Annotated in this window: 16 protein-coding genes; 10 read left to right on the top strand and 6 right to left on the bottom strand. The window is 60.3% G+C overall.

Features of this window, described 5'->3' with window-relative positions:
* Positions 1-9: 9 nt before the first annotated feature.
* The 4 genes from QWI18_RS13115 to QWI18_RS13130 are packed head-to-tail and all read right to left on the bottom strand — an operon-like array spanning position 10 to position 5,439.
* Complete coding sequence (locus QWI18_RS13115) at positions 10-1,713, bottom strand: thiamine pyrophosphate-binding protein (protein ID WP_192130465.1); 1,704 nt, start codon at positions 1,711-1,713, stop codon at positions 10-12.
* Positions 1,710-2,903, bottom strand: coding sequence for an enolase C-terminal domain-like protein (locus QWI18_RS13120; protein WP_369319006.1), 1,194 nt, complete (start codon positions 2,901-2,903; stop codon positions 1,710-1,712). Before QWI18_RS13120 ends, QWI18_RS13115 begins: the two co-directional genes overlap by 4 nt.
* Positions 2,890-3,768: an alpha/beta hydrolase gene (locus tag QWI18_RS13125; protein WP_369319007.1), complete on the bottom strand. Its 879-nt coding sequence runs from the start codon at positions 3,766-3,768 to the stop codon at positions 2,890-2,892. The genes QWI18_RS13120 and QWI18_RS13125 overlap by 14 nt, the downstream gene beginning before the upstream one ends.
* Before the next feature lie 15 nt (positions 3,769-3,783).
* Positions 3,784-5,439, bottom strand: a complete 1,656-nt coding sequence (locus tag QWI18_RS13130; protein WP_369319008.1) for a GH3 auxin-responsive promoter family protein — start codon at positions 5,437-5,439, stop codon at positions 3,784-3,786.
* Positions 5,440-5,753: 314 nt separating this feature from the next.
* Here QWI18_RS13130 and QWI18_RS13135 point away from each other — a divergent pair, with 314 nt between their 5' ends.
* Genes QWI18_RS13135 through QWI18_RS13155 form a run of 5 tightly spaced genes read left to right on the top strand, consistent with a single transcriptional unit; the run spans position 5,754 to position 10,641 of the window.
* Positions 5,754-6,740 (top strand): aldo/keto reductase, encoded by a 987-nt coding sequence (locus QWI18_RS13135; RefSeq protein WP_192130469.1) that lies wholly within the window; start codon positions 5,754-5,756, stop codon positions 6,738-6,740.
* 21 nt (positions 6,741-6,761) lie between these two features.
* Positions 6,762-7,937 (top strand): hypothetical protein, encoded by a 1,176-nt coding sequence (locus tag QWI18_RS13140; protein ID WP_369319009.1) that lies wholly within the window; start codon positions 6,762-6,764, stop codon positions 7,935-7,937.
* Between the two features lie 9 nt (positions 7,938-7,946).
* Complete coding sequence (locus QWI18_RS13145; protein ID WP_369319010.1) at positions 7,947-9,326, top strand: MFS transporter; 1,380 nt, start codon at positions 7,947-7,949, stop codon at positions 9,324-9,326.
* 40 nt (positions 9,327-9,366) lie between these two features.
* Positions 9,367-10,197: a phytanoyl-CoA dioxygenase family protein gene (locus QWI18_RS13150; RefSeq protein WP_192130472.1), complete on the top strand. Its 831-nt coding sequence runs from the start codon at positions 9,367-9,369 to the stop codon at positions 10,195-10,197.
* A gap of 60 nt (positions 10,198-10,257) precedes the next feature.
* Complete coding sequence (locus tag QWI18_RS13155; protein WP_192130473.1) at positions 10,258-10,641, top strand: 5-carboxymethyl-2-hydroxymuconate Delta-isomerase; 384 nt, start codon at positions 10,258-10,260, stop codon at positions 10,639-10,641.
* A 663-nt stretch (positions 10,642-11,304) separates the two neighbouring features.
* Here QWI18_RS13155 and QWI18_RS13160 read toward each other — a convergent pair.
* On the bottom strand, positions 11,305-12,219 hold the full coding sequence (locus QWI18_RS13160; RefSeq protein WP_065990323.1) for a LysR family transcriptional regulator: 915 nt from the start codon (positions 12,217-12,219) through the stop codon (positions 11,305-11,307).
* Positions 12,220-12,694: 475 nt separating this feature from the next.
* On the opposite strand from QWI18_RS13160, the gene QWI18_RS13165 reads away from it, so the two are divergent.
* The 5 genes from QWI18_RS13165 (at position 12,695) to pgm (ending at position 22,034) form a co-directional block, all read left to right on the top strand.
* On the top strand, positions 12,695-13,717 hold the full coding sequence (locus tag QWI18_RS13165; protein WP_192130475.1) for a zinc-dependent alcohol dehydrogenase family protein: 1,023 nt from the start codon (positions 12,695-12,697) through the stop codon (positions 13,715-13,717).
* A 528-nt stretch (positions 13,718-14,245) separates the two neighbouring features.
* Positions 14,246-15,748 (top strand): hypothetical protein, encoded by a 1,503-nt coding sequence (locus QWI18_RS13170; RefSeq protein WP_065990327.1) that lies wholly within the window; start codon positions 14,246-14,248, stop codon positions 15,746-15,748.
* A 102-nt stretch (positions 15,749-15,850) separates the two neighbouring features.
* A complete protein-coding gene (locus QWI18_RS13175; protein WP_192130477.1) occupies positions 15,851-17,248 on the top strand; it encodes an aminotransferase class I/II-fold pyridoxal phosphate-dependent enzyme in 1,398 nt (465 codons plus the stop codon).
* 736 nt (positions 17,249-17,984) lie between these two features.
* The gene (locus QWI18_RS13180; RefSeq protein ID WP_369319068.1) at positions 17,985-20,216 is read left to right on the top strand and encodes an ATP-dependent DNA helicase; all 2,232 of its coding nucleotides are present in this window, start codon (positions 17,985-17,987) and stop codon (positions 20,214-20,216) included.
* 174 nt (positions 20,217-20,390) lie between these two features.
* Positions 20,391-22,034 (top strand): phosphoglucomutase (alpha-D-glucose-1,6-bisphosphate-dependent), encoded by a 1,644-nt coding sequence (gene pgm, locus QWI18_RS13185; protein WP_369319011.1) that lies wholly within the window; start codon positions 20,391-20,393, stop codon positions 22,032-22,034.
* 889 nt (positions 22,035-22,923) lie between these two features.
* Here the strand turns inward: pgm and QWI18_RS13190 are convergent.
* Complete coding sequence (locus QWI18_RS13190; RefSeq protein WP_369319069.1) at positions 22,924-23,619, bottom strand: pirin family protein; 696 nt, start codon at positions 23,617-23,619, stop codon at positions 22,924-22,926.
* Between the last annotated feature and the right edge of the window lie 224 nt (positions 23,620-23,843).

Genomic DNA, 23,843 nt, shown 5'->3' on the forward strand with positions numbered 1-23,843 from the left:
TGGAAGCTCCTAAAGCGTCTTGATTTCAAGCAGGGCGGGTTTGCCGTGAGTTTCCATATAGGCCAGGCACTCCACGATCTTTTCCTGGATGGCCTCCGGAGTGTCGGCACTGCCCGGGCAATACAGGTCAAAAGTTTTGGCCAGCGCGACGAAATCCACCTCGTTGTCATGGAAACTGGTACCCAGGCCGGAGAGGTCACTGGGTCGCTGACGCAAATCGGCGATGCGTTCAGCGTGCTGTTTGGAGTTGAGGTAGAGGCGGTTGTTGATGACCAGTACCAGCAGCGGAATGTCATAGGCTGACAGGGTCCATAACGCGCTGGGTGTATAGAGCAGGTCGCCATCCGATTGCAGGTTGACGCACAGATTGCCGCTGCCTTTATGGGCGAGGGCTGCGCCAATAGCGGCGCCCAGCCCATAACCCAGGCCGGCCCCGCCGCTCATGCCGATGTAGGCCGCACTGCGCTCGATGGGCCAGAGTTGGCGAACCAGCGTGTCGATGGTCACGCTGCCGGTATTGGTCAGCACCCAGGGGTGGTGGCCGATGGCTTCATGAATGGCGACCAGCGCCTGGGCAATTGTCAGTCCGTCGGCGGGCTGATTGACCTGTGCCAGCAGCGCCTGACCACGTGCCTGCTTGTGTGCAGTGATGCGCTGGATGCGTTCGGCAGCCCCGGTCTGCCCGGGAGATTCAGCCACAGCCTGGGCAATGCGCGTGATCGACGCGGCGACGTTGGCATGCAGCGACAGGTCTGCACTGATCAGTTTCTGGCTGTCGGCCACCCAACTGCTGATCAGCAGGGAGTGGGTGCCCAGGGTCGCGATGTACAGCCCGGGGTGCGGCGCCACGCCAGAATTGGCCAGCAGGCCATAGAGGTCCTGGACTTCCAGCGCCAGCAGAAAATCGCACCCGTGCATGACCTCGGCGTCGTGGTCCTGGAACACCAGCGGATGGGTATTGGGCACGTTGTAGCGGCCATTGCGCGTAATGATCGCTGCACCCACGGCGGTGGCGATCCCCAGCAACTGCTCGGCCTGATCATCGGTCAGTCCGGCGTAATCAATGGCAATGACAGGGCGTTGCGCGGCCGTCAGCCGGTCGATCAATTCGGCCAGTTGCTGACCGTCCAACGCCGGTAAGCGCTCCTTGCGCACCGGGCCTGCGGGTAGAGAAAACCCGTCCGCCAGAGTCTCCTCCTGAACCGCGCTGTCGATGGCGATATAGCAGGGGGCATAGGGTTCGGCGGCACAGAGTTTCAGCGCGCGCTGGACCGATTCGAGGGTGGCGCCCTGAGAAATCGGCATGTCCGTCCACTTGGTGTAGCCCGAGAGCAGTTTATCGATGCCTTGAGAGGTGTGTATCCAGTCGATCCAGGGACGACGCAGCGCAGCGTCGAGCGGGCCATTGCCGCCCAGAACCAGCAGCGGAACCCGGTCGCACCAGGCATTGAAAATGGCCATGCTCGCGTGCTGTAAACCAATGTTGGCATGCACCAGCACCACCATGTGCTTGCCGCTGGCCTTGTAATATCCGTGGGCCATTGCCACGGAGATTTCCTCGTGGCAGCACATCAGGATGGCCGGGACTGCGGGGTCCGGGTGATGCACAAGGGAGTCATGAATGCCGCGAAACGAGGCGCCGGGGTTGAAGCAAACGTACTCAATGTCCTGACTGATCAGCAGGTCGACAAGCAAATCGGAAAAATACTTCATCGCGCACGCTCCATGTGAAGGGGATTGTTGAGAGGTGAGGCATCATCGGTTGCACAGTGAAAGGGCAATACGTGCGGGGTCAGCGCGCAACCGAGGCCATGTTGCGTGGGTACGGGCAAGTGAATGGCGTTTTGCTGTCGATCAATCACCGGCATGGGCTCCATCATGGTGACGTCAAAGAACCGGTCATGCTGGCCTGCCTCCACACCCAGGAACCCGTCGTAAACCGACAGCAGGGCACGATGCGCGGCGATCAACGGCCCCACCTCGGCAACCTGAACGCCCAGGTAAACCGGGAGGCCCCAGCGAAAACATTGCTCGATCATCTTCGCCGTGGCGAGTAAGCCGCCGCATTTGGCGATGCGCAGGTTCACCGCATCCAGCGCCTCGCATTGCCAGGCCCGCTCAAGGGTGGAGGGTGAGGTGACCGATTCGTCGAGCATGATCGCAACGTTATGCGTGAGGCGGGCCCGCCGGTATTCCTCCAGGCTGCCCTGGGGCAGCGGCTCCTCGAATAGCGCCACATCCAGTTCACGAAACTGCGCAGCGCTGCTGTGCAACTGTTCCGGCGACCAGCTCATGTTCGGGTCGACATATAACGCCAGCGTCGGCTCCAGCGTGCTGATGGCTTCCAGGCGTTGACGATTGGCGTGCGGGTCGCTGGCGAGCTTGAGCTTGAGCGAGTGCCGGGGTTTGCGTTGCTCGAGGAATGCCTGAACCGGCTGTGACAGGTCGAGCACTTGGGTGATGTTGACCGCGGCGGGCAGGGTGCGGTGCGCCGGGGCGTCTGGCCCGATGACGCGCTGCAGGTATGCGGACAACGGCAGTTGCGCCTGCCGGGCCAGGCTATCCAGCGCTGCCATTTCCACCAGACACCGTGTGTTGTTGCCCACGCCGCCCTCGGTTAAGGACGATAGGCCCTGCTCATAAAGCGTGCGCCCGCGATCAACCGGGTCCTCGCTGGCCAATGCTCGCGCCAGAGTGTCGAAGTCAATGCTGCGCAGCTCACCGAGTACTGACTCGCAAGTTTCGCCCGTCACGTAACGGCGCGGTGCGCACTCGCCGATCCCGGTGTAGGGGCCACGTGCCCAGCGCAGTAGAACGCTATCGGAGGTTTGCCGTCGGTGAGCCCCGTGAATGAACGGGCTGGCCATGGGCTGGCGGACAAGGAAAACCTCAGGCCGCGTCATAAGCAAGGCGTCCGTTGGCTTTGACGAAGTCGGCGGTGAACTGCACGATCTGACCCATGGCAGAGGTGAAGAACAGATAGTGCTTGTCCTGGTTGACCAGCAAGGTTGAGCCGTTGGTGCACAGGCGCTGGAAATGCCGTACAGAGGCGTTCACATCCACCAGAGGGTCTTTGTCGCCGCAAATGAACAGGCTGGGTGCATCAATCGGCTGGGCATCGGCAGCCAGATAAATCTTCTCCAGTGCCAGCAGTTTTTTGCGTTCGCGATGCTGCAGGTGAGTGGTGGCCAGGGTGTCGTTGCGGATGAACTCGATCAGGTGCGGGTTGGCCGTGAAGTCTTCGGCATTCAGGCCCGCGTGCCACAGGCTCTGCCTGTCGTCCAGGTCGATGTCCGCGCGCTCATGCTCGCTCAGGCGGTCATGCATCTTGCCCAGCCATGCCGAGCAGATGACGAGGTTGTCGTAGGGGAGCTCGCCGTAAGCGCAGCTCGCAATGGCTGCCAGCACCGACCCGCCCAGGCAATGCCCGAAGAGCGATAACGGAATATCGTCGGGCACTTCGCGGCGAATGTGATCAATGGCTGCCCGCGCGTCCTCGTGCAGCGTGCGAACGTCCGGGAACTGATGTTTCTGCCCGCTGCTGATGCCGCAGCCTTCTCGGTCCAGTGCATAGAACGCAATGCCCAGATTGGCAAACGCGTTGCCCACCGACCACAGCCAGCCGGCGTGGCTTTGCAGCCCATGGAAATACAGGATGGCACCCTGCGGCCGTTGAGGACGCCACGCGTGCAAGGCGATCCTGCGCCCTGCCTGCGCCATGTAATGAACTTCTCGGGCGATGATGTGCTGTAAAAGATGCATGTTCATGAATGCCTCTCAAGGTCAGAAATGCTGGATGCCCAGCAGGGACAGGTCCGGTTGGAACGGCTTGTACTTGATCTGAAGCGTTTTCCGGGCTGCCTTCTGCTGCTCGATGGCCATGGAGATGGCATTGCCAGGAACGGTGATGACCTTGATTTGCCCCAGCCGCTTGCTGGTGCGTTTGGACTCATACTCGATGTTGATCGCCTGCAGATGGCGGTCCAGTAATTGGCTCAGAGTCTCCGACTCGCCGCAGAGCGAGCCTGCTGCCTCGATGGCGACGGCGTAGTAGGGCGTTTCGCGCCAGACCGGGGCGCATAAATACAGCCCGGCATTGGGGATCCCGCACATCTGTACGGCTTCATGCAATTGGGTTTCGGTGATTTTCTCGCCGGTGAAGGAATGCATGACACCGTTGCGCCGGCTGAAACTGATGCGGGGCACGCCATGGTAGTAACCATGCACGCGATAGATATCCCCGGTGTACAACCGGACCATTCCGTTGGCCTGCCACATCACCAGGTGGTACTCGTCCCCTTCCTTTAACTGGTCGAGCGCAACGGTTTCCGGCTGTAGGCGGTCGCGGATCAGCGCGTCCATGTCGACTGAAGCGGGGATGAACTCGAAGAAAGCCTGATCGACCGCCAGCGGCTGGCTGTCCTGATCGTCGTCTACTGGCAGGGTCACCACGCCTTCGGTCCCGCATGACATGAAGGGCAGCACCTTCGCCTGACCCATGATCCGCTCCAACTGCGGTTTGTAGAGCTTGGCCGAGGCGGCCGTCCAGCAACTGAAGCGCTCGAGGCCGGGCCACACATCGGTCAGCGAAACGCTGTCAGATGCCAGCACTTGTTCCAGCCTGCGAGCCGCCACAGGGTCGGCCGGGCGCAGATGGCTGCCGGTACACGCGCCGTTATGCACGTCGCGCAGCAGGCGCTCGCGGTTTTCCAGCAGGCAGTGGTGCAAGGAGAGCAGGGTGCTGGGGTTGATGGAGGTGAGCAGCCTTACATCCTGGCCCAGCGTCCATAAAAGCCGCGCATACATCTTCTGCTCATGGCTGGCATCCAGCGTCGGGCTGAACCAGGGGGCGTCGTACCAGGGAGGGTTCCAGTCCCCGCTGCCGACCTGCGGATGTCGGTTGCTGATGGCTTGGTAGGGCAGCCCCTCGACGTATTCGGTACTCGGATCGCGAACGGTCTGCGTATCCAGCGTGGCCCACGGATTGGCGTGCAGGGCGGGGTAGTCGTCGGCGAAGAACCCCCACATCGCCTGGATGGCGGGTACCCGGTATTGATGGATCCAGTGCAGCGTATAGGGAATGCGCTTCGAATCGCCGGTGGTTCCGCTGGTTTTGAGCCACCGCACCACCGGGCTGCAACTGAGTATTCCGCCTTTTTGCTGGCCTTCTCGTATCAGGATTTCCTTGAACCCGTCATAGGTCATGACCGGAATATTGGTGCGAGTGATCCTGCCGTTGGAGTGACTTACCTGAAAGCCGTTCTCTTTCCAGAACAGCGACTTGTGGCACACATGAACGACGTCCTCCAGCACGTGCTCTTGTGCTCTGAGAGGGTTGTCGAGCCTTTCCAGATAGTTCGCCCGTGCCTGAGCGCATTCCGCTTTGAAGCCTGGCACCCTGCGCTGCCACCGGTCGATCCAAGAGTCCATCTTGCCCATGCGTTCGTCCTCGATCTCGTGGATGGAAAGAGAGACTGGTATGTCTCTGTTGACAGTATTTAGCGGTTCGAATTTTATGTGTCAAGGTGTTTCCAGTTATTGGATCCAGTGAATTGGTTCTGAAAGGCGTTCGTGGCCAGCATCTCGAAACGTGTGTAAGTCGCTGAAAAAATGGCTAATAAAAGGAGGACGGGTAGCATCACGTCCGCCTGTTCCCGATCATCAAAACAAAATAAATTGCAACAAAGTGTTGACGGGAGGGCGCGAATTTGAAAATTATGTAGAACGACCAGTATCAAAAGGGGGGCGATTCCATGGTTTCCAAGATCACGCTGGGCACGCAGGGTTTACGCGTAGGCCGTATAGGATTGGGCTGCATGGGAATGAGCCAGTGGTATGGCGCGACGGATGACACCGAATCGGTGCGCACACTGCACCGTGCGCTGGAACTGGGAGTGGACTTCTTCGATTCCGCCGAAGCCTATGGGCCTTTCACCAATGAGCGGCTGTTGCAACGCGCGTTTGCCGGGCGGCGAGAGGAGGTGGTAATCGCGACGAAGTTCGGTTTCCGCATCGTCGACGACCAGATCGTCGGTGTGGACAGCTCAACGCGCAATCTGCAAAAAGTCGTCGATGAGTCGCTCCAGCGGCTGGGCACGGATTACATCGACGTGCTGTATCAGCATCGGCTAGACCCATCGATACCGATTGAGGACGTGGTGGGCGCGATGGGGCGGTTTGTCGAGCAGGGCAAGGTGAAATACCTGGGCCTTTGCGAAGTGGGCAAGCGCACCATCGAGCGTGCCCATGCGACTCATCCGATCTCGGTGATTCAGGGTGAATACTCGCTCTGGGAGCGCAACGTCGAGGAGGAGATCCTGCCGCTGCTGGAAAACCTGGGCATTGGCTACGTAGCGTTTTGCCCCTTGGGCCGTGGCTTTTTGACCGGCAAAGCTGCCAGCGCTACACATTACGATGCCAGCGATTTCCGTCAGCAGGACCCGCGTTTTCGAGAAGAGAATTTCGCCGCCAATACCTTTCTGACCGATTCGATTCAGGCGCTGGCTGGGTCTTGGTCGATGACCCCCGCGCAGCTCGCGCTCGCCTGGCTGCTGACTCGTAGCCCGCACATGGCGGTAATCCCCGGCACCAAGCGCGTCAGTTACCTGGAGGAAAACGTTGCCGCCGATGCCGTCGAGCTAACCGGCGAGCAATTGCAGGCGGTGGAGACATTGCTGGGGCAGTGGGCTGTCGCCGGTGCGCGATATGAACAGCGAATGATGCAGTTCATCGACCGATAGGCACTGCCAGGGAGGCCGGGTATGCAACCGTATCGCTTGCTGGATGAAACCGAACAGCGTTTTCATCAGAACTTTTTGCACCGCAATGGCAACACCCAAGTGACCTCATTGCTGACGGTGCCCGGTTGTGTCAGCGCTGTGCAAGCACGCAAGGCGTTTGCACAGCTGATCGCCGACTACCCGTTTCTGCGCCAGAAAATCGTCCCCATCAGCAGTCAACGATATGGCTTCGTGCAGGTTGAAGACCACGTGCACGCAACACTCTGTGCAACGCAACCACCGTTGTGCGCCGACGCATTGCTCAAGCTTGAGCTGAACTGTTTGCTGGGCGACCAGGAGGGCTGGCGCGCATTGGTCGTTCCTGATCCTGCGGTCAACAGGACGCATATTCTCCTGACACGTAACCATGCCATTTCGGATGGCTACAGCACCGCCAGGCTGGTCAACAGCCTGACCCTCTATCTCGGCTCGACGCCGTCCGGCGCCGATGACTTGCAGCCGGGCGCTTTTCATCTGCGCCTGCATCATTGGCGTGAGTCCCCCATTGAGACGGGCAAGGCCAGCTACGCCGATTTCCTGCGCTTGCAGGTCAGTGCTGACGCCGCGCAGCGCATCGGCCAACTGCGCGAGACATCGGGTTTCACGAGCAATGCTATCTGGGGTGGGGTATTTGCCTACAGCTACCTGCGGCACACCGGCGTGCCCGCGCTGGATTTGTTTACGGCGTATTCCCTGCGTGATCCGAGCGGCCACGCCGAGCCTTTGAGCAAGGCCTGCCTGATCGACGTGCGCAAGGCTACGTTCAGCGCCGAACCCCTCGATTTGATGGGGTACATCGAGCGCTACGGGTGGGTGGTTAGCCAGGACAAGGCTCAGCTCCGTGCAAAGGTGGCGACCCCGGTGCGCCACGTCGACGTAGCAGACAATCCGACGCGGCCAGCGCTGGCATTCACTAACACCGGGCTGCTGGACCGCTTTCTGACGCCCCCGACCGGCCGCGTCCTGGGGTTCTCCACCCTCGTCAACCGTTCCGGCGGCAACTATGAGTTCGTCCTGCACCTGGGCAGGTTCAACGGCACGTGGCACGCAGCGCTTGCCTTCAGTTCCCTGAAGGTCCATCGCGCGGCGGCATGCGCCTTCAAATCGCAGATCGAGGCGGCGCTTTGCGCATTGCCCGCGGCATTCAATCTTCCATGAGGCGTTGACATGAATAACTCCGGCAATAAAAAACTCACGCTGCTCGCCACGTGCCTGGGCTTCGTCGTGGTGCTGCTCGATGTGAGCGTGGTGAACGTGGCGCTGGAAAGCTTCAAGACCGAGTTCGCCACGGATGTACTGCAACTGCAGTGGATCGTGAACGCTTACACCTTGCTGTTCGCCTCGTTTCTGCTCACGGGCGGCGCACTGGGTGATCGGTTTGGCCACAAAAAAGTGTTTTTGTCGGGGTATGCGGTGTTCACCCTGGCCTCACTGGGCTGTGGCGTGGCGAACACGTTACCTATGCTGATAGGTTTCCGCGCGTTGCAAGGCATCGGTGCCGCATTGCTGGTGCCGACGTCGCTGGCGCTGGTACGTCTGGCCTACGACGTTCCCGCCGAACGCAGCAAAGCAATTGCGCTCTGGGCCGGTGTTGCAGGGATCGCCCTGGCCGCCGGGCCGGTGGTGGGCGGTCTGCTGATCGGCATGTTCGGCTGGCGCAGCATCTTTTTCATCAACCTGCCCATCGGACTGATCGGGATTGTGTTGTGCCTGGCCAACGCGCCCACTATTGCCGCCAACCACAAAGGCGGGTTCGACCTCTGGGGACAACTGCTGGCGCTGTTCACTCTCGCTAACCTGACGTACGCGTTGATCGAACTGGGCCGGGCGCGCGGTGTTGACGAGCGCGTTATCGTTCACGCCCTGTGCTTTGTGGCCGGGGTGATCGGGTTTATCTGGGTGGAGTCGCGCTCGGCACGTCCCATGGTGCCGCTTTCGGTCTTCAGCAATCCCGCATTCAGCCTGGCCTCGATCCTGGGGGTGATTGTGAACTTCGTGTTCTACGGGTTGATTTTCGTTTTCAGTATTTTTCTGCAGCAGGTCAACCACTACACGGTGATCAACACCGGTCTGGCCTTCCTTCCGATGACAGGCGTGCTGTTTTTCGGCAATCAGCTCGCAGCCCGGTGGCTGCCCAAATTGGGTGAACGGCGCCTGCTCGCGCTGGGCCTGGCCATTGCATTGCTGGGGGTCGTCTCTTTGTTGCCCTTCGTAGGGGGCGCGCCCTACGCGGATATCGCGTTGCAGATGTTCATTATCGGCTTCGGCATATCGCTGACGGTTCCCACGCTCACCGCGACGGCCGTCAACCACGTCAGCGGTGACAAATCCGGAGTTGCCTCGGCCCTCGTCAACGCCTCGCGCCAGGTCGGTGGTCTGGTGGGCGTGGCGGTCTTCAGTCTGATGATCAACGTGGCCGACGCCTCACAGTTCGGCCACGGATTCGCCCAGGTTATCGCCTTGTCCTCGCTGCTGTTGGCGACGGGCTGGGTGTTGACGCTCCTGTTGCTGCGCAAGCAACCATTGGCCGTGCAATCGGCGACCTGAAGCAGTGCTCGATAACCCCTGAAAGCTATGGAGAGTGAACATGCAAGCAGTCATGAATACTGAGTCAAATCCAGGCTATGCGCCGGTCCAGCTAAGCGCCCAGCAAGTTCTGGATTTCCGGGCGAATGGATGGATGAAGCTTGAAAACGTGATCTCGGCTGAAACGGTGCAGATGCTGCTGACGGAAGCCAAGACAAGGATGGGTGAGGTTGCACGCACCGTTGACCGCAACGACCCGGGCAAGCAGATCGAGAATGCCTACCGCTGGTATGCGCGCTGGGATGAAGTATCAAGCACCTGTCCGCAGATCAAGGCCCTCAGTCATTCCCCTCAGTTGGCCAGCATTGCGTCACAGCTGGTGGGGGAGGAGGTGCGTTTCTATTCGGATCACGTATTCGCCAAGAACCCTGAATCGGAAGCGGGGGGCGATACCCCCTGGCACCAGGACTTTCCTCATCACCCGCTGGACCGCCAGGGCGCGTTGAACATCTGGATCGCGCTGGTCGATCTCACCCCTGAGATGGGCACCATGCAGTTTCTCAACCGCAGCCATCGGGCGGGGATGCTCGGCCGGTACTTCAACCGCAGCGACGATGTGACGCTGATCGACGAGCATCCGTGGGTGCTGGATGAATTTGAAATGTCGCCGCCCATCTCCCTTAAAGCGGGTGATGCCACGGTGCATGACATGAACGTCATTCACGCCGCCCCCGCCAACAGCTCGAACACGCCGCGCTGGGTGTATTCGACCCTCTGGCTGCCTGTTTCGGCGCGCTACACCGGGGCGTCCAATCACCGAACCGACCCCCTCGGACTGACGCTCGACATGCCCATGGAACATCCTAAGTTCCCCGTCATTCCAACCCGCTGAAACGCACCTCGCCGGCCGGCAATTGCCGGTCGGCGTTCGGTTGCACTTGAGGAGCTGAACATGCCACAGGTTTATCTGGAATATTCCGCGGGAATTGGCGAGGACGTCGATTTCAAGGGTGCCTGCCAACGGCTTCATAATGCCCTCGTCGAGGCATCCGGCCTGCGGCTGGACTTGGTCAAGACGCGCCTCATTCGATACGACGGCTATTTCATCGGCAATTGCGATGAGCGCCAGGAGTTCATACACCTGAACGTCTCGACGGTGTCCGGCAAGGCCGGAGATGATGAAAAACGGCATGCGATCAGCAGTGCGCTGCTCGCCGTACTCGCCGACGTCTTCGAGCCGTTGATGCAGCAGCACAAGGTTGATCTGTCCGTACAGATCACTGAAGTACCGGCCAGTGGTTACGTGCGCAAGCGATCAGCGACGCTGGCGCCGTGATCCGGTGCGCGTAAGCAGCCATTCAGTGGTGTGTGGAAGTTGCCGTCGGCGCACTGAGCCCGCGCATCAGCGTGTCAGGCGGTTTACGCCCCATCAAGACGCATCCTTTATGCGGGAGATTTCAAGCTCAAACCAGTTTTTTTCCAAATCGCCAGTGGCTGCCAGGAAGGAAGACTCTTGACGTTGATCAGGAAGGGGGGGGGATCGAAAAAACCGCTACCCCTTGGCACTTCCAGTTTTAGGCGATAAATCGGCATCGTTCAAAAAAGTTGTGAAGCTGCAAATGCTGTTGGCCCTTCCCTTTTTGCCAAGCTAGTGAACGCCTGAAAGGAGTTTCCATATTCAAAAGAGGATCGTGCTGCCCCTGATTGTCGAGCCAATCTGCATCGATAAGATCAAATGCAAGCAGCAGATGTTTTTACGATTCATCGGCCTCAATATGATCAAGTCGGGCATAGTCCCGCAGCAGATTATGCTCTCTAGGGTGCTCGTCACGACGGAAGGGGGCATGATAAAGGGGCTCATCGGAGGACTGGAGCGAAGAGTACCGAATCAGCGTCAACATTTGCGCCTCTGCACGTCTAATATTTTCACATGACTGGATAGCTACCATGAGCTGTTCTACCTGTTTCCCCCGTTCCAGCTGAGTTGTTTACTACGCGCCTAGAGACTATCCGGATCACCAAAAAACATCTGAATCCGCGACCGCAACCATCTCTCCCCCGGATCATTGTCCTGCGACCCGCGCCAGGCCATGTGCAGCTCGAACGTACGCGATTCGATCGGCAACTCTTCCGAGCGCACACCCCCTGCAGCCGTCAACACGGCGGCGGCGTAGTCCGGCACAGTCGCTACAATGTCGGTCCCGGCAATCAGCGTCGCCAGCCCGTTGAACTGCGGAACCGCCAGCACGACGTGGCGTTTGCGGCCGATTTTTTCCAGGTGTTCGTCGATGAAACCGCCCAGGTCGCCGGCAAACGACACCAGTGCGTGAGGGCGGGCGCAGAAGTCGTCCAGGGTGATCGGCCCCGGCATGGTGTCGGCGCGCAGCAGTTTGGGTTTGCTGCGGCGCAGCACTTTGCGCTTGGCGTTGGCGGGGAGGTCGTCGGTGTAGCTGACGCCGATGGAGATTTCGCCGGAGGACAGCAGTGCGGGCATCAGGATGTAGTTGGTGCGACGCACCACCAGCACGATGCCCGGTGCCTCCGAGCGCAGGCGCTTGAGCAGTGAGGGCAGCAGGGCGAACTCGACTTCATCGGACAGGCCGATGCGGAACACGGCGGTGCTGGTGGCCGGGTCGAAGTCGGCGGCGCGGCTGACGGCGGTGGAAATGGAGTCCAGGGCAGGGGACAGCAGGCCAAAGATCTCGATGGCCCGTGCGGTGGGTTCCATGCTGCGGCCGGTGCGCACGAACAGCGGATCGTCGAACAGCCCGCGCAACCGCGACAACGCCGCACTGATCGCCGGCTGACCGAGGAACAGCTTCTCGGCCGCGCGGGTGACGCTGCGTTCATGCATCAGTGTTTCGAAAACGATGAGCAGATTGAGGTCGACGCGACGCAGGTCGTTGCGATTCATGACGGGGGTCTCGGGGACATTGGGTCGATACAGGTTCAAAACAGCAGCGGCGGCCCAGACGCACGCCACGTGTTCAACTCAGGCAGGGATATTACGGGTAAATACCGGTTGTCTGCATCGTTGAATTTTCCGGCGTGTCTGGAAATGCGCTTCGTGCGCTGCCGCCGATAGGCGCCGATGAAACCTTGACGGGCAGAAACACACCAATCCCTATGTACTGGCCCTTTGTAATCTGCGTCGATGCAGCCAGCGTGGCGCCCGGCATTCATCGATATTGGGCGACCGGGTTGCAATGTCGCGGTGAGCACCCAACAATGTGCGCCCTGCAGGCCCGGGACGGCTGCTACAGATTCGGCGACCGCTTGCCCCATCAGAATCGACAGCAGGCATGTTGACTATTAATAGCCACTGATAGTGTTACCGGCGGCGTCCGGATAGAGTTCAGGGCATCAAGGTTCATAAGGCGAGGTTCGAAATGTCCCGCACGATCCGTTTTCATCAGTTCGGTCCGGCCGAGGTGCTCAAAGTAGAAGAGCTGCCGGTCGCGTTGCCTGCACCCGGTGAGGTGCAAGTGCGCGTCCAGGCGATCGGCGTCACCTGGTACGACGTGCTGTGGCGACAAAATCTGGCTTCATCCCAGGCTCGCCTGCCGGCCGGTCTGGGTTCCGAAATGGCGGGCGTCATTACTGCCATCGGCGATGGCGTGACCGACCTGAAAGTGGGCGACAAGGTGGCCAGCTTCCCTTCGGCTGACGTCAATGTGTACCCGGTCTATGGCGAGCTGATCCTGTTGCCGCGCACTTCCGTGACCCATTACCCGGACGTGCTGACGCCTAATCAGGCGGCCGTCCACTACACGCCGATGCTGGTGGCATACTTTGCGTTCGTTGAACTGGCACGGGCCAAACCCGGGCAAACGGCGCTGGTGACCGATGCCAGCCATTGCGCGGGGCCTGCGTTCCTGCAGCTGGGCAAGGCGCTCGGCGTCAAGGTGATCGCGGCGACCAAGACCGACGCGTGCCGCGAATACCTGCTGAAAATGGGCGCGGACAAGGTGATCGTCACCGAAGAAGAGGATTTGCTTCTGACGATCAACCGCTACACCGACAACCGCGGCGTGGACATTGTCCTCGACGGTCTGGGTGGTCCGCAGATGTCGATCCTGGGTGATGTGCTGGCGCCACGTGGCAGCCTGATTCTCTATGGCCTGCAAGGCGGCAACCAGACGCCGTTCCCGGCGTGTGCAGCGTTTCAGAAGAACATTCAGTTCTTTGTGCACTGCGTGGGCAACTTCACCGGCAAGCCGGAGTTGGGCATCAAGCAGGACGAAGAGGCGATCAAGCGGGCGTTGCGCGACATCAACCAGATGACGGCGGATGGCATGCTGGTGCCGCAGATCACCAAAGTGTTTCCCTTCGATCAACTGGTCGAAGCCCACCGTTTGATGGACGGTTGCCCGGTAGGCGGTCGTGTGGTGGTTGAGGTTGATCCATCCTGAGCGCAGACCATCGCGCTCATTGAATGCTCGACGCTTTTGATCCAGCGTCGGGATTGAGGTGCCGGAGACCGATTTGAAGGTATCCGCCCTGTCAGTCACGGGTCATGTTGTATCACTTAAGCCTTCCCGAATCTTCTGGAAGGCTTTTTGTTTATGGAGTGTTTAATATATTGATCAACGCGCGTCATGCGTGGCGTCGGCAAGTCTTTTAAATGCAGTCGAATCAATACATTGCCCGTTTTACTAAACACAGTTTTAAACAGCCCTGTTTAATTCCGATTCGGATTTGCCGAAAGGAGAACATTCACGTGTCGGCAGTGACTGGCTTGTAATTGTTCTGTAGGCGTCGATAATAGTTTCAATAATTAAATGCTCAAGGAACGAGTCGATGCCTATTGACCTGCCGCCCTCTGCTTTGCCTGGTAATCGGTCCGCCGCGGCCATAACGGTTGGGCCAGCCTCCTGCAGGGGTATCAAGCTTCTTATGGCCAACAGTGTCGCCAGGCTGATCAGTCGGGTAGTGAAACCATGAGTTCAATGCACGAACAAGCCATGAACTATGTGTATCAGCAAGTGCTGCAGCGGCTGTCGGGTTATTTGAATCGCAACGAACGAACAGCGCTGCAGTTGTTGATCCAGCGTTTGATTGTTGCCGCAGGCGGAATTGACAGGATTGGCGGCTATAAAGTGTTGGTGGCATTTAGCGGCGGCAAAGACAGCGCCTATACCGTGGCCATGTTGCGTGCTGCGCAACTGACCATCGCCGCACGCGGGCCGGCAACGTTCAGGCTGCGGGTGGCCAACATGCGTCATGCGGGCATTACCTCGGCGGTAATGGGCAACATCGACCGCTGCTATTCGGCGCTGTTTCTGCACGACGACCCTAGGGTCGAGCTGCTGGTGATCGATCATCAGTACGTGCAGATCTTCGAGCCCGATTTGCCCTTTTCGACGGCGGGTCGTGAACAGAATCGCTCCGACCTGCTGCTGGGCGGCCACCTGACCGCTGGCGATGCGCGAACCACCTTCTGCAACAGCTGTTATCTGGGCATGGCGGATTTCATGGTCCGCGCTGCCAGCTGGGGGGACGGCGTCCACGCGGTAATCAGCGGCGACTCGCTCAAGGAGCAAAAACAGTACGCGACCTGGATCATGCGTCTGGCGCGCCATGGCGGTCGAAAAGTCGACCCCTGGCACACCTTGGGTTTCAGCGGAGCATTGAGCGTCATCGACAGGGTCGGGCGCGCCTATTACGAGGAGCTGTATGGCGAGTCGGCAGACGGGACGGGCTACGGCCGGCCACCGGTATACCCGCACCGCAACATCGCCCCGACGTTGCTGACTGCCGCGGACCTCATCGGCTTTCGCACGGAGGAACACTGGGGGCTGCTCACTGACTTTCTGGGTTTCCGCTTTGATGACCTGGCGTTCAGCTTCAGCGAATCGGACTGCGCCAACCCGCTGCTGATGGCCCACCTGCGCGGGCTAAAGGCCGAATTCATTGAGGGGAGGGCGTACAGCGAGGGCATCGCCGAGTACCTGCAGCTGGCGGGTGCCATGATGCGCCGCAAACGCATGCCCGCTCGATTGATCGCCCAGGCGCTGGCCGCCTACGACAGCCCGGAAAAAATCGACGACCGCCGTCAGCTGGCCGAAGGCTACGGTCAGGAGGCATTTGGCCTGGGCGAGACACAGTGGGTGTGCCTGCTGTTCTCACCCTTCGTCGACGCCGGCGCCCGGCTCGAGGATTTCCTGCGTCGCTATCACCCCGGCATGCTGGTAGGGCTCAGCGATCTGCACAAGACCCTCGCCGGTGAGATCGTCCCGGACCTGGTGCCGCACTGGCTGGTGGAAGTCAGCGGCCTCAGTCTGAAGGGGCTGCAATCGCTGTACGCCAAGCGCCACGTGGACTTCAACGACGACCACTCGATCATCGCCCGGGTACGCGCCAGCGACCCTGACAAACGCCGGGTGGCGACGGTCGATCCGCACACCGGCGCCCGGACCACGGAACTGATTTCGGGGCGCTGAAGGCTGCTCCGTGAACTGATGCGAAGTGATGCGACGAGCCTCGGGCGGTCGACGGGGTTCTTTCTCAATGACCCTGCGCCTGACGCATGGATGGGGTGTTCGATGAATCACAACAAGACCGACTTTGCCTACCAGAGGGTGTACCGCTACCTGCTCAGGCTGACCAACGAAATGTCGTCCGGGCCGGCTGTACGTCTGCCTTCGTTGCGGCTGCTGGCGCGAAGGCTGCGCGTTTCGATTTCCACGGTGCAGAACGCCTACAGCCTGCTCGAAAAGGAAGGACGAATCTGTTCCGTGCCCAAGTCCGGCTATTTCGCGCTGCCCAATCCCAGTAACGATATGCCGCTGGAAGGCGGTGACGTGTTCACGCGTTTCCATGCCAGCGCCCGGCGCCCGGACATGTTCGTCTTCGGCGCCGATGAGCCGACGCTGTTGGTGTCCCTTCACGGCGCGCTGCTGAGCGTTGAGCGCGACCTCATGCGTCACTACCCTTGCCAGCCCGACCCGCGTTTTCAGCCCTTCGGCGATGTCGAGCTGCGCACGGCCCTGGCGGGCCACTACACCTCTTCCACCGAGCATTGCTGGCACCCGGACAACGTGTTCATCGGGCCGGACAAGACCGGCGTTCTGAAGACGGTCATTGAAGCGTTGCAACTGCGTGATTGTGCCGTGCTGGTGGAGTCGCCGTGCGGCTGGAGCATTCTGCGCACACTGCAGGCGTACGGGATTCGGGTGATTGAAGTCTGCACCGACGCGCAAGGGGGCATCGACGTCGATGAGCTGGGTGCGCTGATCCAGCAGGAAGGCGTGAAGATGGCGATTGTGTCGTCGCGGATGGACCCGGTTCGCGGGCAATTGATGCCTTTCGCCCAGCGTGCGCGGATGGCGGAGGTGTTGAACCTGCAGGGATTGTGGGTGCTGGAGAACGATACCCATGGCGGCTTGTGTTTCGAGGAGGGCCGTTCGCCGTTTCGGGATTTGATTGATCCGCAGCGGCTGCTGGTGCTGGGGGCGTTCGACAAGATGATCGGACTCGAGGCGCCGTTCGGGTATCTGTTGAGTCGGCATTCGCGGGCGCTGTTGCATCAGCAGTGGGTGTTGCGTTCGTTCCGTTTGCCGCCGGTTCGGCAGAAGGCGATTGCGCGGTTGTACGCGTCGGGGCAGCTGGATCGACACATGGGTGAGTTGCGGGGTTGTCTTGAGCGGCGGGTTGGTGAGTTGGCGAGTGGGGTGGAGCAGTATCTGGGGGATGAGGTGGCGTTTGTGCGTCCTCGGGGTGGGGCGTCGATCTGGCTGGAGAGTGTGCATCGGGTGGATACAGCGCGGGTGTTCAATCGGTTGCTGGAGCAGCGGATCGTGGTAGCGCCGGGGGAGTTGTTCAGTGTGCGGGGGTTGCATCAGCAGTGTGTGCGGGTCAGCGCGACGGTGGATTGGGATCAGAATATTGAGTCGATGCTGGTGATTATTCGTAATGCGCTGGTGCAAGAGCGGATGGGATAGGTCCCTTTCAGATCAAGATCAAGATCTAGATCAAGATCAAGGTCTTTAAGATCAAGAGCGTCTGCCTGGGGGCAGACTGTTTCGCCTTCGGCGAGTTACTTGGAAAAGCACCCCAAGTAACCAAGGGTGCTTGCTCTCGGTTTGGCCCGACTTCGTCGGGTTCCTTCACTCCGGTCTCGCTCCGTGGGCCCGCTGCCATCCGCCATCCATGGCGGGGGGCAGCTCTCGCGGCATCCATGCCGCTCGGCCCACTCCGCGAGACCTGCGTTCAGCCTGCACCCAAGTCGCGATGGGTGTCGTTTGGGCGTTTTGCGTAGGAAGATCAAGATCAAAAGCGCTGCGCAGATCAAGAGTTTCCCGGCTGAAGCCGGTCCTACGGTCGAGGTCGCCGCAAATCCCACTGTACGCATGCGATGCCTTTGTAGGACTGGCTTTAGCCGGGAAGAGGCCGGTTCATACAGCATCGATTTTGATCCTGAAACCGGCTTGGTTGATCGTTCCCACGCTCTGCGTGGGAATGTATCCCCTGGCGCTCTGCGCTGAAATCTGTCCGCCAATCCATTTCCGTTTGCCTCGACCGCATTGAGCTGTTATCTGTACGTCCGTCCAGTGTTCCGATCGACGGCCAGCCTTTTCAGTGACTTCCATTTCCAGCATTTCCCCCGATACCCGCGCAGTTTCTGTCGAGCCTGTGGCGGTGGCGGCTGTCGATCCGGAATCGGGGTATCGGGTCGCAGTGCGGGAGTTGTGTGAGTTTACGGCGAAGGCGGGGGATCTGGATTTGCGGTTTACGCCGTCGCCCACGGCGCAGGAGGGGATTGCCGGGCATCGGACGGTGGCGGCGCGGCGTGGGCCGCAGTATCAGACCGAAGTGGCGTTGAGCGGGGTGTTTCATGAGCTGAAGATTCGGGGCAGGGCGGATGGTTACGACGCTGCGCTGAACCAGCTCGAGGAGATCAAGACCTATCGCGGCGACCTGAGCAGCATGCCCGCCAACCATCGGCAGCTGCACTGGGCCCAGGCGAAGGTGTACGGCTGGCTGCTTTGCCAGCAACTGCAGTTGGCCGAGGTCAATCTGGCGCTGGTGTACTTCAACATCATCAGTGAGCAGGAAACCCTCATTCAGCAGCGTTTCACGGCGGCCGAGTTGCAGGCGTTTTTCGAAGCTCAGGCTGGAATCTTTCTGCAGTGGGCGCGGCAGGAGCTGGCCCACCGCGATGCCCGCGACCATGGGCTCAGCGCTCTGAAGTTTCCCCACGCCGATTTCCGTACCGGGCAGCGGGCGTTGGCCGAGTCGGTGTACAAGGCGGTGAGCACCGGGCGCTGTTTGATGGCCCAGGCGCCCACCGGCATTGGCAAGACCATCGGCACGGTGTTTCCGATGCTCAAGGCCGCGCCGACGCGCAAGCTGGACAAGGTGTTTTTCCTGACCGCCAAGACCCCGGGCCGCAAGCTGGCGCTGGATGCGCTGAGCGTGATTGGCCGAAGTGCGCCGGAGCTGAACCTGCGGGTGCTGGAAATGGTCGCGCGGGACAAGGCCTGCGAATACCCGGACAAGGCGTGCAACGGGGATTCATGCCCTCTCGCCAAAGGTTTTTACGACCGACTGCCGGCGGCGCGGAGCGAGGCGATGATCAAGCCGTGGCTCGATCAGGCAGGCGTGCGTGAGGTTGCGCTGGGCCATCAGGTTTGCCCGTATTACCTGAGCCAGGAGCTGGCGCGCTGGTCGGACGTGGTGATCGCCGACTACAACTACTATTTCGACCTCAGCGGCATGCTGTTCGGGCTCAGTCAGTTCAATCAGTGGCGGGTCGCGGTGCTGGTGGACGAGGCCCACAACATGGTCGAGCGGGCGCGGTCGATGTACAGCGCGACCCTGGATCAGCACAGCATGAATCAGGTGCGGCAGAGCGCGCCGGAGCCGGTGAAAAAAGCCCTGCAGCGGCTCAATCGTGACTGGAACGCCCTGCACAAAGAGCAAGTCGCGCCGTACCAGGCCTACGCCGCCACACCGGCCAAGTTTCTGAACAGCCTCAATCTGTGCATCACGGCGTTCGGCGACTACTTCAACGAGCACCCCCACGCGGCCAACGGCGAGTTGCAGAGCTTTTATTTCGAGGCGATCCAGTTCGGTCGTATTGCCGAGCTGTTCGACGAGCACTTCCTGTTCGACATCAGCAAGCGTGAGCTGGGCAGCAAATCGCTGTCCCGGCTGTGCCTGCGCAACGTTGTGCCGGCCGGTTTCGTGCGTCCGCGCCTGACCGCTGCGATCAGCGCGGTGCTGTTCTCCGCGACCCTTAATCCACGGCATTTCTACCGTGACTTGCTGGGCCTGCCCGACACCACGGCGTGGGTCGACGTCGAGTCGCCGTTTCAGCGCTCGCAGCTGGACGTGGAAATCGTCAGCCGCATTTCGACCCGCTACACCCATCGGCAGGCCTCGCTGGCGCCTATCGTCGAGCTGATGGCGCGGCAGTTCGAGGCGCGGCCGGGCAATTATCTGGCGTTTTTCAGCAGCTTCGATTACCTCCAGCAAGTCGCCGAGCTGATGGAACGCAGCCACCCTGATGTGCCGGTGTGGAAACAGTCCCGGGGTATGGCCGAGGCGGAACGGCAGGCCTTTCTCGAGCGCTTTACGCCAGCCAGTCAGGGCATCGGTTTTGCGGTGCTGGGCGGCGCGTTCGGCGAGGGCATCGACCTGCCGGGGGCGCGGTTGATCGGCGCGTTCATTGCCACCTTGGGCCTGGCGCAGATCAACCCGGTCAACGAGCAACTCAAGCAGCGGATGAGTCTGTTGTTTGGCGCCGGTTACGACTACACCTATCTCTACCCCGGCATGCAGAAAGTGGTACAGGCCGCCGGCCGGGTGATTCGGGGTCTGGACGATCGCGGCGTGGTGGTGCTGATCGACGATCGCTTCGCCGAGCGCAAGATTCAGCAGCTGTTGCCGGCGTGGTGGCAACTCTGATCAGCGTCTGTTAATTGTCTCAGGACGTTACGGATCAATAGCCGAGCGCCACGGTCCAACTGCCAGTAAACTGCCGCGCTAATGGCGTTTCAGGCGGCGGTTAAGGTTGCTTTCCGCCTCGTCGGGACCTTTTCTTTTTGTCATTTCCCTATTTTTCATCCACGGAGGTTTCGCATGAGTATCAGTCCATTCGCGGGCAAATTGGCGCCTGCAGAATTGCTGGTCGATCTTCCTCGTCTGGTGACGGCCTATTACACCGGCCAGCCCGATGCGTCGGTGGCGACCCAGCGTGTTGCCTTCGGTACCTCCGGGCACCGCGGCAGCTCTTTCGAATTGAGCTTCAACGAGTGGCACGTGCTGGCCATCAGTCAGGCGATCTGCCTGTACCGCAAGGCTAACGGCATTGATGGCCCACTGTTCCTCGGCGCCGACACCCACGCCCTGTCGACCCCGGCGGCCGCTTCGGCGTTGGAAGTGCTGGCGGCCAACGGTGTCAACGTGATGATTTCCGAGGGCGACGAATACACCCCGACGCCGGCGATTTCCCACGCCATCATCTGCTACAACCGCGGGCGCACGACCGGTCTGGCCGACGGCATCGTCATCACCCCTTCGCACAACCCGCCGCAAAGCGGCGGCTTCAAGTACAACCCCACCAACGGCGGCCCGGCTGACTCGCACATCACCAAGTGGATCGAGAACAAAGCCAACGAATTGCTGGCCGAGCGCATCGTCAACGTCCAGCGCATCACCCACGAAAAAGCCCTGCGCGCCGACACCACCCATCGCCACGACTACATCAACACCTACGTGGCTGACCTGAAAAACGTCATCGACATGGACGCCATTCGTGGCGCCAACCTGCACTTGGGCGTTGATCCCCTGGGTGGCGCGGGCGTGCGTTACTGGTCGGCGATCGGTGAGCATTACGGCCTGAATCTGGACGTGGTGAACAAATTCGTTGATCCGACCTTCCGCTTCATGAGCGTGGACTGGGACGGCAAGATCCGCATGGACCCTTCGTCCAATTTCGCTATGCAAAGCCTGATCGGCCTGAAGGACCGCTTCCAGGTGGCCTTCGCCTGCGACCCGGACCATGACCGCCACGGCATCGTGACGCCGACCGGTGGCTTGCTGGCGCCGAACAATTACCTGGCGGTGTCCATCGATTACCTGTTCCAGAACCGTCCCGATTGGCGCGAAGACGCGGCCGTCGGCAAGACCGTGGTCAGCAGCGGGATGATTGATCGCGTGACCCAGCGTCTGGGCCGCCGCCTGTATGAAGTGCCTGTGGGCTTCAAGTTCTTTGCCGAAGGTTTGTACGAGGGTTCGCTGGGCTTTGGCGGTGAAGAAAGCGCCGGTGCGTCGTTCCTGCGCCGCGACGGGACGGTCTGGACGACGGACAAGGACGGTTTGATTCCGGCATTGCTGGCCGCGGAAATCCGCGCGCGCAAAGGGCGCGATCCGAGCGAGATGTACAAGGCGTTGACCGATGAGTTGGGCGAGCCGGTCTCGACCCGCGTTGAGGCGAAGGCGAACTTCGAGCAGAAGGCGCTGTTGAGCAAGCTGTCGCCGGAGCAGGTGACATCGACGGAGCTGGCGGGGGAGAAGATCGAAAGCATCCTGAGCAAGGCGCCGGGCAATGATCAGGCGATCGGTGGCCTGAAGGTCATTACCGAGAATGGCTGGTTTGCTGCGCGGCCGTCGGGGACTGAGGATATTTACAAGATCTATGCCGAGAGCTTCAAGGGCGAGGATCACCTCAAGCGTCTGGTGGCTGAGGCGCAAGTGCTCGTTGACGGCGCTATAGCGCCTTGAAAGTGTGTAGGGGACTGATTTATTTACAGCGCTCCACCGTAAATTAATCTGTCCCCGGTTAAACCTGCGCTGTGGCGTACGAAGATCAAGAGCGTCTGCCTAAGGGCAGACGTTTCGCCTTCGGCGAGTTACTTGATAAAGCCCCAAGTAACCAAGGGCTAGTGCTCCCGGTTGGGCTCCTCCTTCGTCGGAGTTCCCTCACTCCGACGACGCTCCGTGGGCCCGCGCCGAACGGACATCCATGTCCTGACGGCGCTCTCGCGGCATCCATGCCGCTCGGCCCACTGCGCGCCGTCTGCGTTCGGCCTGCACCCAAGTCGCGATTTGTGGTGTTTGAGCCATCGCGGAAGAAGATCAAATCAAGATCAAGTGCAGATCAAAAGCTTCCCGGCTAAAGCCGGTCCTACAGTCCGCGCCAACTCAATCGATTGCACGCGTTGCTTTGTTGATCGTGCCCACGCTGCGCGTGGGCATGCATCTCGGGACGCTCCGCGTCCATTCCCGGCTAAAGCCGGTCCCACTGAATACACGCGGTGTCCTGTAGGACCGGCTTCAGCCGGGAAGCTTTTGACCTGCATCTGCCCTTGATCTGCTCTTGATCTTCTTACACAAAAATCCCAAACACCGCCAATCGCGACTTTGGTGCAGGCTGAACGGAGGTTTCGCGGAGTGGGTCGAGCCGCATGGATGCGGCGAGAGCGCCGTCAGGACAGGGATGTCCGTTCGGCGCGGGCCCACGGAGCGGGACCGGAGTGAGGGTACTCCGACGAAGGAGGAGCCCAACCAGGAGCAAGCACCCTTGGTTACTTGGGGTGCTTTTCCAAGTAACTCGCCGAAGGCGAAACAGTCTGCCCTTAGGCAGACGCCCTTGATCTTGATCTACCGCTTTTCAAGCCACATCCACGAGGACGATTTCGCTGTCTTCGAGGGCCGTCACCCGCAACACACGCTCATCCTCAACCGCCACACCATCTCGCGCTTCGGCATGAAGGCCGTTGACCTCAATAACACCCGTCGCAGGCACCAGATAAGCCCGGCGGCCAGCATCCAGCACATACTCAGCCGACTCCCCGGCCTTCAGATTCGCCGCCACCAACCGGGCATTGGCCCGAATCCGCAGCTCGATATCATCATCCGCCTTGCCGCTCGCCAGCGTCACAAAACCTTCGCGGTCGCCTTTCGGGAATGGCTTGGCGCCCCAGGACGGCGGAGCACCGACCTCGTCCGGCATGATCCAGATCTGGAAAATCCGCGTCTCCTTCGACTCCAGATTATATTCACTGTGCGCCACACCCGTGCCAGCACTCATCACCTGCACATCACCCGCCTCGGTACGGCCACGGTTGCCCAGGCTGTCCTCGTGAGTAATGGCGCCCTCACGCACATACGTGATGATCTCCATGTCCCGGTGCGGATGACGCGGGAAGCCCGTGCCGGCTTCGATCACATCATCGTTCCACACCCGCAGCTGGCCCCAGTTCATGCGGCTCTCGTCGTAGTAACTGGCGAACGAAAAATGGTGATGGGCGTTCAGCCAGCCGTGGTCGGCGCCGCCAAGGGATTTGAAAGGTCGAAGTTGCAGCATGATCACTTCCTCCGTAGCAGGGCCGGGCCTGTGGCAGGGCGCCGCTGGTGATGACTTGTCAGTCGATGGGGCCATGATCTATCAGCTAATTATCGATAAAAAGCGTAAGTTCTGCATGAATGCAATCGGTTAATTAGATGTTTAGCCGTTGTTACACGCTATAAACCCGTTGCCCTTTATCGGCTAACTCCCTGACGGCAAAGCATTTCACTGGTTCTGAAAGA

The sequence above is a fragment of the Pseudomonas sp. W2Oct36 genome (assembly GCF_041060465.1).
Taxonomy (GTDB): Bacteria; Pseudomonadota; Gammaproteobacteria; order Pseudomonadales; family Pseudomonadaceae; genus Aquipseudomonas; species Aquipseudomonas graminis_B.

Excerpts from the sequence above, each read along its gene's own strand:
- QWI18_RS13140 (WP_369319009.1), top strand. The coding sequence starts at position 6,762 with ATGCAACCGTATCGCTTGCTGGATGAAACCGAACAGCGTTTTCATCAG.
- pgm (WP_369319011.1), top strand. The coding sequence starts at position 20,391 with ATGAGTATCAGTCCATTCGCGGGCAAATTGGCGCCTGCAGAATTGCTG.
- QWI18_RS13170 (WP_065990327.1), top strand. The coding sequence starts at position 14,246 with ATGAGTTCAATGCACGAACAAGCCATGAACTATGTGTATCAGCAAGTG.
- QWI18_RS13130 (WP_369319008.1), bottom strand. The coding sequence starts at position 5,439 with ATGGGCAAGATGGACTCTTGGATCGACCGGTGGCAGCGCAGGGTGCCA.
- QWI18_RS13145 (WP_369319010.1), top strand. The coding sequence starts at position 7,947 with ATGAATAACTCCGGCAATAAAAAACTCACGCTGCTCGCCACGTGCCTG.
- QWI18_RS13165 (WP_192130475.1), top strand. The coding sequence starts at position 12,695 with ATGTCCCGCACGATCCGTTTTCATCAGTTCGGTCCGGCCGAGGTGCTC.
- QWI18_RS13160 (WP_065990323.1), bottom strand. The coding sequence starts at position 12,219 with ATGAATCGCAACGACCTGCGTCGCGTCGACCTCAATCTGCTCATCGTT.
- QWI18_RS13175 (WP_192130477.1), top strand. The coding sequence starts at position 15,851 with ATGAATCACAACAAGACCGACTTTGCCTACCAGAGGGTGTACCGCTAC.
- QWI18_RS13135 (WP_192130469.1), top strand. The coding sequence starts at position 5,754 with ATGGTTTCCAAGATCACGCTGGGCACGCAGGGTTTACGCGTAGGCCGT.
- QWI18_RS13155 (WP_192130473.1), top strand. The coding sequence starts at position 10,258 with ATGCCACAGGTTTATCTGGAATATTCCGCGGGAATTGGCGAGGACGTC.
- QWI18_RS13125 (WP_369319007.1), bottom strand. The coding sequence starts at position 3,768 with ATGAACATGCATCTTTTACAGCACATCATCGCCCGAGAAGTTCATTAC.
- QWI18_RS13120 (WP_369319006.1), bottom strand. The coding sequence starts at position 2,903 with ATGACGCGGCCTGAGGTTTTCCTTGTCCGCCAGCCCATGGCCAGCCCG.
- QWI18_RS13115 (WP_192130465.1), bottom strand. The coding sequence starts at position 1,713 with ATGAAGTATTTTTCCGATTTGCTTGTCGACCTGCTGATCAGTCAGGAC.
- QWI18_RS13190 (WP_369319069.1), bottom strand. The coding sequence starts at position 23,619 with ATGCTGCAACTTCGACCTTTCAAATCCCTTGGCGGCGCCGACCACGGC.
- QWI18_RS13150 (WP_192130472.1), top strand. The coding sequence starts at position 9,367 with ATGCAAGCAGTCATGAATACTGAGTCAAATCCAGGCTATGCGCCGGTC.